Source organism: Bdellovibrio sp. KM01, assembly GCF_013752535.1.
In the GTDB taxonomy this organism is placed as follows: domain Bacteria; phylum Bdellovibrionota; class Bdellovibrionia; order Bdellovibrionales; family Bdellovibrionaceae; genus Bdellovibrio.
Window position 1 is genome coordinate 1,406,105 of sequence record NZ_CP058348.1, and the last position, 13,716, is coordinate 1,419,820.

General features: G+C 46.5%; 12 protein-coding genes. 4 read left to right on the plus strand and 8 right to left on the minus strand.

The window, feature by feature from the left end:
* The first annotated feature begins 1 nt into the window (after window position 1).
* Entirely contained in the window at window positions 2-835 is an 834-nt protein-coding gene (locus HW988_RS06910) for a S1 RNA-binding domain-containing protein (protein WP_255490249.1), read from the plus strand.
* Here HW988_RS06910 and HW988_RS06915 read toward each other — a convergent pair.
* A complete protein-coding gene (locus tag HW988_RS06915; RefSeq protein ID WP_181606807.1) occupies window positions 825-2,171 on the minus strand; it encodes a DUF1214 domain-containing protein in 1,347 nt (448 codons plus the stop codon). The two genes, HW988_RS06910 and HW988_RS06915, sit on opposite strands and share 11 nt — an antisense overlap.
* Before the next feature lie 151 nt (window positions 2,172-2,322).
* On the opposite strand from HW988_RS06915, the gene HW988_RS06920 reads away from it, so the two are divergent.
* Entirely contained in the window at window positions 2,323-3,105 is a 783-nt protein-coding gene (locus HW988_RS06920; protein WP_255490250.1) for a hypothetical protein, read from the plus strand.
* On the opposite strand, the gene HW988_RS06925 is transcribed toward HW988_RS06920, so the two are convergent.
* From HW988_RS06925 to HW988_RS06945, 5 genes are all read right to left on the minus strand, one after another.
* Entirely contained in the window at window positions 3,106-4,221 is a 1,116-nt protein-coding gene (locus tag HW988_RS06925) for a hypothetical protein (protein ID WP_181606808.1), read from the minus strand. It abuts the gene before it with no gap.
* A 21-nt stretch (window positions 4,222-4,242) separates the two neighbouring features.
* Window positions 4,243-4,806, minus strand: coding sequence for an outer membrane beta-barrel protein (locus tag HW988_RS06930; RefSeq protein ID WP_181606809.1), 564 nt, complete (start codon window positions 4,804-4,806; stop codon window positions 4,243-4,245).
* 20 nt (window positions 4,807-4,826) lie between these two features.
* On the minus strand, window positions 4,827-6,929 hold the full coding sequence (locus tag HW988_RS06935) for a hypothetical protein (RefSeq protein WP_181606810.1): 2,103 nt from the start codon (window positions 6,927-6,929) through the stop codon (window positions 4,827-4,829).
* Between the two features lie 195 nt (window positions 6,930-7,124).
* Window positions 7,125-7,646, minus strand: coding sequence for an asparaginase domain-containing protein (locus tag HW988_RS06940; RefSeq protein WP_181606811.1), 522 nt, complete (start codon window positions 7,644-7,646; stop codon window positions 7,125-7,127).
* A gap of 38 nt (window positions 7,647-7,684) precedes the next feature.
* On the minus strand, window positions 7,685-9,061 hold the full coding sequence (locus HW988_RS06945; protein WP_255490251.1) for a TolC family protein: 1,377 nt from the start codon (window positions 9,059-9,061) through the stop codon (window positions 7,685-7,687).
* Window positions 9,062-9,269: 208 nt separating this feature from the next.
* On the opposite strand from HW988_RS06945, the gene HW988_RS06950 reads away from it, so the two are divergent.
* Window positions 9,270-9,638 (plus strand): STAS domain-containing protein, encoded by a 369-nt coding sequence (locus HW988_RS06950; protein ID WP_255490252.1) that lies wholly within the window; start codon window positions 9,270-9,272, stop codon window positions 9,636-9,638.
* A 36-nt stretch (window positions 9,639-9,674) separates the two neighbouring features.
* Window positions 9,675-10,319 carry a cytochrome b/b6 domain-containing protein gene (locus HW988_RS06955; RefSeq protein ID WP_181606812.1) on the plus strand — a complete coding sequence of 215 codons (645 nt, stop codon included), beginning with the start codon at window positions 9,675-9,677 and terminating at the stop codon, window positions 10,317-10,319.
* An 86-nt stretch (window positions 10,320-10,405) separates the two neighbouring features.
* On the opposite strand, the gene HW988_RS06960 is transcribed toward HW988_RS06955, so the two are convergent.
* Window positions 10,406-11,173 (minus strand): hypothetical protein, encoded by a 768-nt coding sequence (locus HW988_RS06960; RefSeq protein ID WP_220128820.1) that lies wholly within the window; start codon window positions 11,171-11,173, stop codon window positions 10,406-10,408.
* Window positions 11,174-11,363: 190 nt separating this feature from the next.
* Window positions 11,364-13,283 carry a DEAD/DEAH box helicase gene (locus tag HW988_RS06965; protein WP_255490253.1) on the minus strand — a complete coding sequence of 640 codons (1,920 nt, stop codon included), beginning with the start codon at window positions 13,281-13,283 and terminating at the stop codon, window positions 11,364-11,366.
* Window positions 13,284-13,716: the final 433 nt, after the last annotated feature.

Consider the following 13,716-nt stretch of genomic DNA (forward strand, 5'->3'; position numbering starts at 1 on the left):
TGTGCAAGTTGATATTGGTAAACTAAATAAATTAAAAGCCGTAAAAAAAGCTGAATTCGGAATGTTTCTGGATGGCGGTGATGATGGGGAGATTCTATTGCCTCGTCGTTATGTCCCTGACGATTTGAAAGTCGACGATGAGATCGAAGTGTTTGTGCATTTCGATTCCGAGGACCGCCTTATTGCTACGACTGAAAAACCGAAAGCCATGGTGGGGGAGTTTGCCCATTTGATGGTAAAGTCCGTGGAAAATGTCGGTGCCTTCCTGGATTGGGGCTTGGGTAAAGATCTTTTTCTGCCTTATGCGGAAATGACCCGTGACCTTCGCGCGGGTCAAGCGGTGGTTGTGTTTGTTTATTTAGATAAATCAGATCGTATCGCTTCCTCCATGCGTCTGGATCGCTATATCTCCAAAGAGCCAGGTGATTACAAAGAAGGCCAACAGGTCGATTTATTCATCGGCGCAGAGACGGACCTGGGCTTTAAGGCCATCATAAATGGCAAGCACTGGGGTATGATCTATGCCAATGAAATCTTTGATCGTCTGGTGCATGGTCAAAAGCTCAAAGGTTATATCAAGAAAGTCCGTGAAGACGGAAAAATTGATTTAAGCCTGCAAAAGATGGGGCATCAAAGTTCTGAAGATATCGGTCCTTTGATTTTGCAACGCCTTCGTGAAGAGGGGGGATTTTTGCCGATCAATGATAAAACCGCAGCCGAACTTATTTATGACATGTTCGGCGTCAGCAAAAAGAAGTATAAAATGGCCTTGGGTGATCTCTATAAAAAACGTGTGATCACAGTGAAGGACGACGGAATCTATCTTAATAAATAGATTCCGAATCGACTTTGGCCAATGACGGTTGTTTCACCAATCCCGGTGGAAAATAGTTGCCTTTTACGACCTCCTTGGTGGGACCATAGAATCTGAAAGTTAGACTGTAATTACCGGCGGCTGGTGTCGGCAGCCAGTTCTCTTGTGGTACACCCTGCGGTAACTTGCTCGCAAAATACAACGTCACAGATCCATCCGAATTTGGTTTTACGTTCGTTTGATTGTTGATTACGAACTTGTTCGCGGGATTCGGGATCACCCTATAGTTTTTTGAATCCACATTGGTAATGCTCCAGAAATATTTCGCGCGAGTAGAGGGAAGTTTATCTTTGGGAAAAGTCACAGTGTAAACCGCACTGCCATCTAAAAGCTCTCCCTTGGCATCGTTTCGAGTCGCATAATAGACGGCCTCCTTATTGTTATTAGCCCAGATTCCACCATAGTTAACGAAAGCCCGAGCCTGATAGTCGTTTCCGTAGTTCCCAAATCGTCGCACCAAGGCCCAACCATTTTTCGTCCGTTCGACTTTTTCTCTGAGGCCAAAGAATGCTGGAATGGCTTTTTCCTTGATAATTTTCGCTGTGGCTTCACGGGAGTTCTCATGTTTAGCAGTCCTTTCCACAGCTAGAACTTTTATTTGCAGCCCCCCCATATTCGGATTTATGTCTTTTTCAGAAGCTAAAATCGATGCCGCGTTGTCAAAGATTTCAATGCCTGGAAGCTGATCGTGCTCAAAGTCAACGACCTTGGGGGAGTCGGTGATATCCGGTTTTCCAGTCGGGTACATTTTAATCTGTCGTTGCAGTCTCACTGCCTCCGTCGGATCTTTTCCCAGTTCCACGCGCGCCAGTACCCGAGATTTTTTCGATGGCAGAATCACCTTTTGTACATCAGGTGCCAAGGTCACTTGCGAGTCCTTTAAACACACAGCGAACTTTCCAAATGGATGCTGGGGATAAGTTCGTTCATTCAGATTGGCTGTGGTTTCACCCCAACCATTTAAAAATTGGACCGTGTAATAGCGGCCTTTGATTTCAGGAATTTCCACCATCGTGCAACTGTTTTCGTCAATTGCCACCCAGGCTTCACTGTAGGCGACGTCCAAATTAGGATTAGCCCACTGAACTCCTCCTACATCGCGATGTTTTATTTCATTCCACTGCATGTCCTCTTTGCTGAAATCCAAATTTTCCTGACGCAGCACTAGAACTCTGGTCATCAGATACTGATAGGCATCGATGACCTCTTTGTCGGTGATGTTTTTTACAGGACGAGCCAGGGATGGTGTGGTGAATAGCAATGATGAAGCGACAAAAATCATCGATACAGTTTTCATAAAAAAGGTCTCTCCTTAATTGATTACACCGTTTATTGTAAAAAATGATCTCGCATTTACCTACATGCTTATTGGCAACGCTAAACAGTTCTAAGTGCACTTGACGCGCAAAATTTATCATCATGTATTTCAGAATAAACGGGAGGATTTTATGAATCGCATTTTGCTGGTCGTCTGCATTTTTTTACAGGCTTGGTTCGCGATGGCCGAGGTCACCAGCGAAGATATGAATAAATCCAACAGTCCTTTGACGCCGTTGGCGGCTGTGAATCTTCATGATTATGTACAAAGCTCGGTCTACTCCACGGATGAGACACTGAATACAGCGTATCTGCGAATCGCTTCGCCATTAATGTTAGGAGGTCATGCGCAGTTGGCGCGCATGACAATTCCATATTCCGTTTCCGCTTTAGAAACTCCGACCACGACAACTTCGGGGGTGGGGGACGTCAGTATTTTTGACTTATTCTTACTTAAAGGAAGGGGCACCATGGAATTCGGTGTAGGGCCCTTGTTGGTTCTGCCTACGGCTTCGAAAGATGAGACCGGTGCTGGCAAATGGCAGATTGGGGCTGCGGGAGTCGTCATGGCTCCACAGTTTTGGGGCCTCTTAGGAGCTTTGATAACTTATCAACATGATTTCGCTGGGGACAGTGATCGTCCGACACAAAATCTGGCAACTGCCCAGCCCTTCGTGATTTGGAATATGCCCGCCGGGTTCTATTTAAGATCCGCGGGTATTATGCTCTTTAACTGGGAAACCGGGGATTACAATATACCGTTGGGTGCTGGGCTTGGTAAGGTTTGGAAGCTTCAGGGGGGAACTACTATAAATTTTTTCGCGGAACCTCAGTGGACGGTGGCTCATGTGGGAGATTATACCCCAAACTTTCAAACGTTTGTTGGTTTGAACTTCCAGTTCCCTTTGAAATAATCAGTAATTCACAGATGACGAATACATAAAACCCAAGGTGTCGGAGTTGCTCGCTCCGACTTCGTCATTTTTTGAGTACTTGTAATATAATCCGAAATTAGCTTCATAGGTTCTGTTGTTATAGTTGATACCTGTTGAAAACATCGAAATGGATTGATTCGACATTTGCGTAAAACTTCCTCCGCCCATGAAGCGAACACTTCTGAAGGGTATTTTAATTCCCGTCGAAATATTGAAGAGGCTAAGATCAGATTCTTGTTGAATCGGAGTCGAGGGCAGTGCGTATTGAGGTGCATAACTTAGATCCAACAGAAAAGTCTTATCATTGAAATGAAAGACCTGACCGACTGTCACTCCCAGTATAGGATCGGTATGGGGAGTGTAGCGGCCAAAAGTTTCTGTGGCTAGCGTGTCCCCCGTACTTAATTGATTCTGATAGAGGTCTCCTTCGGAATACAGATTCAAAGCACGCCATTGTACAGTTGCACCGATGCTATAGTCATCCCGGGCGCGCCAAACGAATCCGGGATTTAAAGCGATATAGTTTTGTTGCTCGAATCTTTTTTGATTTAAAGACGTGGTCGTTCCCGCCGAAACCGTATTGGTGATCGAATCCGATGTTAGTTCATTCCAGGTAAAGGCGATGGAAAATCCCCAGGCCAAGGACTCATCAATCAAGCCGCCATAGGAAAGCCCTCCTTGAGCAAACTGAAAGCGCACATCTTTGGCTGTCACTCCCCCTGAGGCATCTTGTATCCGAAAGGTGTTGTCGACATTGGCGGGATAGGAATAGAAAAACCCTGTTTTAATTTTTTCATCAACACTGAAGACAGCTGACGTCATTAAAGTCGAAGAAGTGAAGGAGCCCGTTTGATTGTGAAATGCCGGGTCCTGCATTTCTTGGTAGGCAATACCAGTGCCGGAAACAGTCAGGTTCAGTTCATATTCACAAAACCCCAAGCCTGCGGGATTATACAGGGGGCTGCCGGCAGAGCATAAAAGCCCCACGCCAGCATTTCCCAGAAAAGCTTCCTGACTGCCCACAGGGGAGAAAGAGTAAGAAGCCCGACTGAAAGCGGGACTTAGGAATAAAAAAAGTAAAATGAAATACTTCATTCCAAGTCCCGCATTCTTAAACTAATCCAGTGAGAACATCAGGTTAAGACCCACGGATTTATAATCAGCAAGTCCTTTTGCCATCGCTGAGTTGTTGGCATCAAAATAAAGATCCAATCCCCAGCGGGAATTGAATTTAAATGTTGAACCAAAAATGAACGGAAATGATGGCGTATCAATGCTTGATATTTTGCAGTTCGGATCCCCTGAACAAGAGCTGGCAATATTGATCGAGGCAATAAAGCCCAGATAGATTCCAAATTTTTCCTGTGGCTTAAACAGGATTGTGATTGGAATGTCCAGATAGTCCAAATTGAAATCAATCTTAGTTCCCGAGTCACTTTCCGTTTGCAGGGGTCTTTGTGTGTACAGAAGACCTGAGCGGAAGTGGGCGATATTTCCCTCTAAGGGCATGTGCACAAAGGCGCCAGCCTGCAAACCGGTGCGAGCATGTGTCGAGATGCCGGGACCATAGGCATAGCCGTTTTGTTGACGAGCCCCTAATTCAAGTCCGTAATCCAAAGCGGCTTGAGCCGTGGATGTAAATATGAAAGCAGCAACGAGCGAAATAAAATACTTTTGCATGAATGTTCTCCTTTGGTTAATTAACGACGAAAGCCACCACCGCCACCACGAAATCCACCGCTTGCACGCATGCCGCCACCTCCGTGCAGGGCTGGAGCACCACCAGTGCGTTGCATGTCAGCCGCTGGTTGGCGAGGCTGTGGTTGAGGCGCACGGCCTTCATGGGAACGTTCCAAATTTTGAATGTTGTCGGGTTTGCTGACGGGAGTCCAAGTGTCGGGACCATTGTATTTGGACCAGTCGCCTTTGCCATTTCGACGATATACGCTGCCATCATGTCCCGCATAGACCGTGTTACTATCAAGACCCCGGGCAAACTTGGTATTGCCGATCGTATTGATGGCAACTCCATGACCGCCGGAACCCGTGATCACCGTGCGTTTGCCCCAGTTGTGATAGGTGTTGTCGACATTGATGTTCACATAGGTCGGACCCCAGCAGCAGGATCCCCAACCCCACGGATACATCACGGCACCCATGGAAAAGCCCATGTAAAATCCTGCATCATATCCCCAGCCATATCCCACGCCAAATCCGTAAGTGTAGGGTGGAGGATACCAGGCAGACGAAGACGTATAGGCGCTATAAGCATAACCAGTTCCATACACGATTGTGCCATCAGCAGAGACGAACGTGCCGTGATAACCTGGCGTATAGCCAACAATCACATACTCTCCGTTCGTGCCGTAAACACGCACGTAAGTGACGTAATATAACGGTGATGACGGAGGAATTTGATAAATCTGATCAGGAACTGCGATTGAAACGTCCCAAGGTCCCTTCGCCGTCGTTGAGTTAAACCAAACACCATCTTGAACCACATAGAACAAACTTGGATTCAACATCAGCATCGGAGTGTTGCAATTTTCTGCATACTGCATTGAAGTCCCAGAAATCTTTTGCCATTTGATTTCGCCATCACACACCAAGTTCTTTGGTTTTAGCGTACGAGGCACCTGTGCTGTTTGGGGAATTTGGCTGGTAATCAAAGCTTCTTTGGCTTGCGGAGTTCCTGGTACTGAAACCAAAACCTCGGCGACCTGACTGGTCACAGGAATTTTCGCAAAATCCTTCGGCAGATCTTTGCCTGTCGCAAAACTCCAGGGTCCTTCCAGAGATTTCGCCGTGAACCAACGACCAGAAATCAAAGTGTAAAACTGTTGTGAAGAAGATTCCAGAAAGATGGAGTTAGGGGAGTTCGAAACATAAAGCAGGCCCGTGTTTTCAACCGCCGAATATTTTGGTGTGCCTTCGGACTGCAAAAGCTCCGTCGGGCGAGTCGCGATAAAGACTTTAGGAATGACTCCCGGTGGGAAGATCGAATTGCCATCCGCTGTTCTGCCTTCCAATGGATCAACGGTTTTTGCCTTTAGCAACTCCTCTTTTGCCAGCACAAATTTTGACGAGGGCTCAGACTTGGTCACATTAAAAGGACCGGTCGCACTCGGTGCAGAGAACCATTTCCCCAAAGCCCAGAGGTAATATTCCTTGTCGCTGTTTTTTAAAATCAGCGCGCTCGTATTTACCACACGCTGTACGTTTTTTTCTTTGCCAGCAGGCCCAATAACCGGCTCACCGGAAATCATGATTAAAAGGCTTGGCTGAGTCGCAAAAATCACCTGTGGTGGATCGTTTTTTAATTCTGGAGATTTTCTTTTTTTACTCGAAGAAAAGACTTCTAAATTTGAAACCACATTGTGATAGGGGATTACATAGTTTTTGCCGTTCAGTGATTTCTCAAGTCGTCCTTTAAGCTCCTCGCGTTTGGCGGCGTTATCGGGAAACTGCAGGTCCGTGACTTTGATCGTTTGCATCGTCAGGGTGTCGTCGCCCTTGTCGATCAGTGTGCTGGCCTTTAATTGGAAAGACCCATATGAATCTTTGCCGTCTTTTTGGTACTTAAAGGCAGCACGGGCAGTGATGACGTTGTTATCAAGGGATTCGACTTGCGGCTGAAAGACAGTGATTTTTTCTTTCGCTGCTGTCTCTACATCACGCGGCCAGGTGACCGTCGTCGCGGCAGGAGGCGTTTGTGCTTTGGTGTTTTTAGCTTCAGGAGCTGCACGAGTGGCCAGTCCAATTAAAAGTACAATGCAAACAGCAGCTGAAAACTCCAGTCTCATCGCGTCCTCCTGATCTTATTTCAATCAGGATAGGGGATCAGACCGGAATTAGGGCGGTCCTGTGGTAATAAACACATGAGTGTCGCCAGATAAGTTTTCTCTGCGTTGCTGCGTCTTCGCTGTACTGTTAGTACAGCTTCATCCTGGCGCCTTGATAAAACTTATCTGGCGACGCTCATGCTTAAGGGGACGGGGTTAGGAGATTTCTTCGAATGTGCCTTTTTCGCGGTTTTTGCGAACGTTCGGAACTTTGAAAATCTGATTATGGAAGGAGATATAGAATCCTGGCGGCAAAAGTTTGGCAGCTAGCATAGCTTCCGTCACATTTTGTGTGGCATCACTGTCATCAAAGCCCATCGGAATCATGGCGCCTGTGAAAACCACGGGAACTTTCGGTGTGCCGATTTCTTTAAAGCAGTATTCAGCTGACACATGCATCGTGTCTGTTCCGTGCAATAGAACGATCGGGCAGCCACGTTGCATTTGATCTTTGACTGTGACCGCAATCAGGGCGCGGTCTTCATCGTTCATGTAAAGTGAATCTTTGCTGAGTAGGGGGTAAACCAAAATATTGGTGTAAGGCAAACGCAGCTTGGAAAGAATGCGATTTTTGATGCTGGTGCCACGATTTTCCAACGAGCCATCAAACTCGTTGTAGGTTTTTTCAATCGTGCCACCGGTAGTGATAATGACGACGTCTTGTACTGGAGTTCCCATATGTCGGAGATCCTATGCTAAGATCTCCGAACTAGCTACTAATTTTCGCTAACTTGCTGACCACAAGCTTCGTCCAAGCTGATGGAATCTTTTTTAGGATTAAAGATACGACCCAATTTACCAGTCAAACCGCCAGTGCCCTTTTTGTAGACTTGGCATTTTTTGATCAAACCGAAGTGGTCAGAAATCATCATGCGGTGCAAACCAACACGCAATGTATCAAGGCTTGTTTGAGCTTTTACGCGATTAGTGTACGCTGCCGTCAAAGAGTTGCCCGCATTCAAAACGTGTAACAAATCTGTCATACCCATTTTGAATTTTTTAACTTCATTTTCGTACAAAGCTTCCAAGTTGGCCTCTGCCTGGCGAGCCAAGTTTAACTGCATTTGGCTTTCACGCAAAGAACCCACAGTCGTCTCTACGATCTTAATTTGATCCTGATCAATTTGCTTTTTCTGCAAACGAATCGCATCAAGTTCGCGGTTTCCGATTTTCAAAATCAAGAAGTTACCGAAGTTAAAGTTTGCAGAGCCTGCACCCTCAGCATCAGAGAATGCACCCGTTGGTCCACGAGAGGCACCCAAAGTTGCTCCCGTCAGGAAAGACCAGAACGCACTCCATTTCGCGGCTTCAGTTGCTTTCAACATGGAAGCCAGCTGACGCAGCTCTGGAGATTTGGCCAGGGATTGGTCGATCGTCGTTTGCATGGATTGTTCTTCTGCCGGAGAAGAACCAATATGGAAAGCTTCGATTTTGATATCCGTGGAAAGAGGCAACGCCAACATATCGCGAATCGCCGCTTTTTCCTGAAGAATCAAAACGTCCATTTGTGAAACTTGGATCTTAGACAATTGAGTTTGTGCCTCAGCCTGCAGAAGCTCTGCTTTTTCTCTCATCCCGGCATTCACTGCCATCCGGATCATGTCTTCAATACGTTTGTAGTTTTCATATTGGTATTGAATGATCGCGCGAAGTTCCATATCGCCCTGGATGGTGGAGTACAGTGCGTAAGCTGACGAATACGTATTCAACTGAGCGATGTAGTACGCTTCACCTTGAGCATTCAAAAGATGTTGGTTTTCACGAAGATCCAACCATTTGCTTGGAAGCAAGAATGGCAAAAGCATCGTTACAGACGCCAACGAAAAGCTGAATGTGCTGTCGATGGCCGCTCCAAGGTTGATCCCTGGAAGCAGATTTCTGCGGGCGCGGTCGACGCTGTCTTTCGCTTTGTAAACGTTGTTCAATTGAACAGCCAATTCGATATTGCTTTCGAGCAGGCGTGTTTTCAAGGTGCGTGGATTGATCGTGATTGTAGTTGGTGCAGGTGCAGCTTTTGGAGCGGCAACAGCTGTTGCGGTCATGATAGTTGCAAGAGCAAGCGCCGCCAAATTTCTCATTTTGAACTGAAACATTTGAGTTCCCCTTCGAATGGGTGAAAAATTATTCGGCGCCTAACTATAAGTCAAATCTTCTCTGAAAAATAAGAACTAAACGGCCCTAAACATCATAAGTCATTCGCGTTTACGTACCCCTTTGAGAACCGCTTCGGGGAAGACTTTTAAAGAGAAAATGAGCTGCTAAAATGACCTTAGGAAAACATCGATTTCGAGGAGCGGTACGTTGGAAGATCAGAAGTCGTTTAATTACAGTATAAGTCATAAAAACAAGATGCTTGTTGTTTCCTTTACCGGAGAAGAAATGAGTTCCGTCGTGGTCCCAGCTTTGGAGGCCGTACGAGCTGAAATTCTTGCTAAAGAGGAAGTCGTTCAGGTCGTGTTTTATTTTCAAAATATCGATCGCATATCAAACGAGGCGCTGGCCAGTTTTGCCCAACTACAAAGAGATGTGCGCGCCAAACCTGCAGATCTAAGGCTCTGTTCCCTTAAAGAGTCCTTGCGTGAAAAGCTGTTGAGAATGGGTGTGGTCCGCGGGCTTGAGGTTGCAGAAGATTTAAAGAGTGCCCTCTTGTCTTTCCCACGGTCAGCCTGATACTGTTGACTCCTTCCCTGAAGGAGTCAGCTGCTTATGAACGAAACTACCTATAGCTTTAGAAAGTACCAGCCTGCCAGCTTGCGCTGGTGGCATTGGTTGAATGCTTTGGCGATCCTGGCTTTGCTGGGAACGGTACTGTTGCGCAAAACCTTTTTAAGCTGGCGCACGAATGCCGCCTTCATTAAAGCCAAAGTTGAAGAAGGTGCGGGTTCCGTAACACCGGAAGTGGCAGAATCTATCGCCAAGGGGCTTCGCGATGTGATGTGGCAATGGCATTACTGGATCGGCTTCGCGTTGGGAGCTTTATTACTTGCCCGCATTCTGATTGGTTTGTTCGTCGTTAAAAAATGCCCAGCAACCCAAGCCGTGCAAAGTGCCGTGGGTCTTAAAGAGGTCCCAAAAACAAAGAGAATCGGCGCTGTTCACTATACGTTGGTGAAAACCGGTTACGCGCTTTTTTACCTGATCACTTTGTACATGGTGCTTTCAGGTATTCTTTTGTATTTCAAGAAAGACCTAGGGTTGGTTAAGGATCTAGCAGAATTCCTTAAAGAAGTGCATGAATGGCTGATGTGGTTCTTCGTGGCATTCGTGGTCGGTCATATCGCCGGCATCTTCATCGCAGAAAACCGCGGTGACAAAGGCCTCACCTCAGACATGATCAATGGTGGGGAATAAAGGGCTTCGCTGTATAACTTAAAGTGAAAGTTCAAATAAAAAAGGCTGTCTGGAAGACAGCCTTTTTTGCGTTTTAGAATCTGAGATTACTTATTTGGAGCGCAATAGTCGCGAATCGCGATTTTGATCAGACTGGCTCCATTAGCTTTGTTGGCGCGAATATGGCTGCGAAGCACCGTCGGAACTTGTTGCTTGGGTTTTGCGTTGTTTTGCAAAGTCTCCCAGTATGTTTCACCATTTCCCCTGTTTGGAAACAGCTTGTTGCTGATTTCAACGTAGCGGTTCAAAGTCGACAAAGTACATTGCATCATACGACCATTTTTTGGATTTGAATCGCCCGGTCGACAAACGCGGCCCTCATCGTAATCAGGCTCTTTACCTTTATGAAGTTGGAAAAATCCAAAAAGAGTTCCGTTCGGTCCTTGAGCTTTGACGTATTCGCGGCAAGTGCTTTCATAGAAAGCCATGCCCCCTAATATGACAGTGTACAGTTCTACTTTTTCGTCATTTCTCATTTGATCAAAGCGTGGGCACACTTTTCTTAAGTCAGCAGTACCTTTGAGTAAACTATCAAAGTTATTACCTTGGAAGGCACGTTTAATTTCCTCGCCATATTTACCCAGGCCATTTTGGGTGGCGAACTTGCTGCATGCCTTGTCAGCATCGAGGATCGCCAATGCATCAGCCACGTCTTGAGCTGCAGCTTCTTCTTCGCTGGTTTCAGTGCGTTCAAATTTACGATCCACGATCGTAGTCGCTTTGAAAGACGTCGCCTGAGCATAAGCCGTTGTTCCCAAAAGGGAAGTTAAAAGGGAAGCTGCCAGAATGATAGTTTTGGTGTTCAAACTTTTCATGTTTGGATTCATTTGCAGAGAAAATGCCACCCTAAACAGGTTTGTATGAGCCCGAGGATTGAGAAGGGCTGTCTAAGTTTGAGACACCGACAAACTTTGCGTTACCGGTCCCTTGGAGTCAAAAAACAAAGGGCCAGTGATTACTCACCGACCCTCGAAGTCGCCCACATAGTTGACTTGAAATATCTAATTAATCACGGAAACGACGGGGAGCTGAAGAGCCGCCACCTGGGCGAGATCTTTTGATCCCTGGGTGATCCGCGCGCTCAGAACGCTCAGGGCGGTTGCCACGATTTTCATCGCGGTCGCTGCTGAATGAACGTTTGCGGAAAGAACGTTCGCCGCCACCGTTGTCACCAGCAGGTGCGCGGTTACCACGGCCTTCTTCACGGTCATAACGTTCCGTGCGTGCGCTGCTACTGCGTTCTGCACGAACTTCACCACCAGCATCAGCACTGCGGAATGCACTGCTTGCGCCAGGAGCACGGCGCGGAGCCGAAGCACCTTTACCGTTGTTGTCATGTTGGTAACCACCGTCGTTAAAACGAGGACGGTCGCCATCATCACGACGGTTGCTACGGAAACCACCACGGTCACCACGGTAGCCGCCACCAGTGCGAGGACGGTCACGGTAACCACCACGATCACCACCACCGTCACGGTTAGAAGTGAAGCGGTTGTTGTTCGGGTCACGAGGCAACAATTCACGAGGGATGCGGTCGCCCATGTAATCAAGGATCAAATCTTTTTTAACAAATACGTCTGGGAAGTAAGCCACGATAAAGCGAGCTAGCAAATCCTCAGTTGAAAGATCCTTGAAGTTAATGTCATCAGCTTGAACCAAGTCCTGGATCAAATCCGCTGCTAAAAGCAAAGATGGATTGGCAACGTCCATTGAACCAACTTTGTCCAATACGTTTTTGATTTTAAGACCAGCAACTTCATCAGCAGAAGGTACAACACCCTTCGTGAAAGTCGCTTTCGTCGTATTCATGATACGGCGAAGAAGAGTCAATTGATCAGAGTTCACCAAAGTGATCGCTGTTCCTTTTTGACCGTTACGACCTGTACGACCGATACGGTGAACATAAGATTCAGCATCCCATGGCAAGTTGTAGTTTACCACGTGAGTAAGGTCTTTGATGTCCAAACCACGAGCGGCTACGTCTGTTGCAACGATGACTTTGACTTGTTTAGATTTGAATTTTTTCAAAGTCGCTTCGCGCTCTTGCTGGGATTTATCACCATGCAAAGAGTCTGTTGGAAATCCACGTTGAGCTAAAATGTCAGAAAGTTCAGCAACTTCCATTTTAGTTTGGCAGAAGATGATACCGTAGAATTCAGGCAAAGTTTGCAACAAGCGAGAGATAACCTCTGTTTTGTGCATGTTCTTAACCGTGTAGTAAACTTGGTCAATAGTGTCAGCCGTAGAGCCGACTTTGTTCACAGCCACTGTTTCTGGATTTTCCAAATACTTTTCAGTGATACGGCGAACTTCAGTGGACATCGTTGCAGAGAACAACCAAGTTCTGCATGCTGCGCGCTCATTTGAAGCAGCGTCGTCTGGATGTGTTGCAGACAAGATGAAATCCAAAGCGTCTTTGAAACCCATCGAAAGCATTTCGTCAGCTTCGTCAAGGATCACAGTTTGAACTTTAGAAAGTTTCAACATTTTTTGTTCAAGGAAATCAACCAAACGGCCTGGTGTCGCTACCACGATGTGGGCGCCACGTTTGATGCCATCGATCTGTGTGCGGTAGGAAGCACCACCGTAGATTGTGACTACGCGGATGCCTTTTTTCTTACCAAGCAAAGCCAATTGCTCTGCCACTTGCAGCGCCAACTCACGAGTTGGAGAAAGAACAAGAGCTTGAGTGTCTTTGATTGTAGCGTCTAGATTTTCGATAAGAGGAATACCGAACGCAGCAGTTTTACCAGTCCCTGTAGATGCAAGACCGATGAAATCGTTCGCACCGCCTAATAGCAAAGGAATAGCTTGTTTTTGAATGGGCGTCGGAGTTGAGAAGCCCATGTCTTTCATCGCGTCCATCAACGGAGCGCTAAGACCAAAGCTTTCAAATGTATCGACAGTAGTTAAAGGAGGAGTCACGAGTAGCCTTTCAGTTAGTGGAGCACTTAACCAAAGGGCCAAATTCGTTTGGGGTATTGGTATATGCTCTAGGAATGGCGCAAGATACACGATGTTAGGGGTAAAAGCTCAGGATATATTCCAGCTCTGTAAGAATAATGAACTATTTGCAGAAACTGAGAGTATTTCAGACACTTACATTGCTCTCGTCAATTATAGCGCTCCTCGGGGAATTCCAGTATCTAAGGGCCACTCGCGATAGGTGATTCCATTCTGGCACTCTCCTTCAAGGCTAGATCTGGCGCGACCTTCAGGGGGCTTGGACTTTAGAGTTCTAAAGAATCTCAAAATTTCAGATATACTTTTGGAGTTGCCTAAATTCCTGGCAGGGAGCCTGTGGTTGCCCCCTCGGTGTAAATAATTAAAAATTTTGGCGCATCTGGTGAAAAATCGC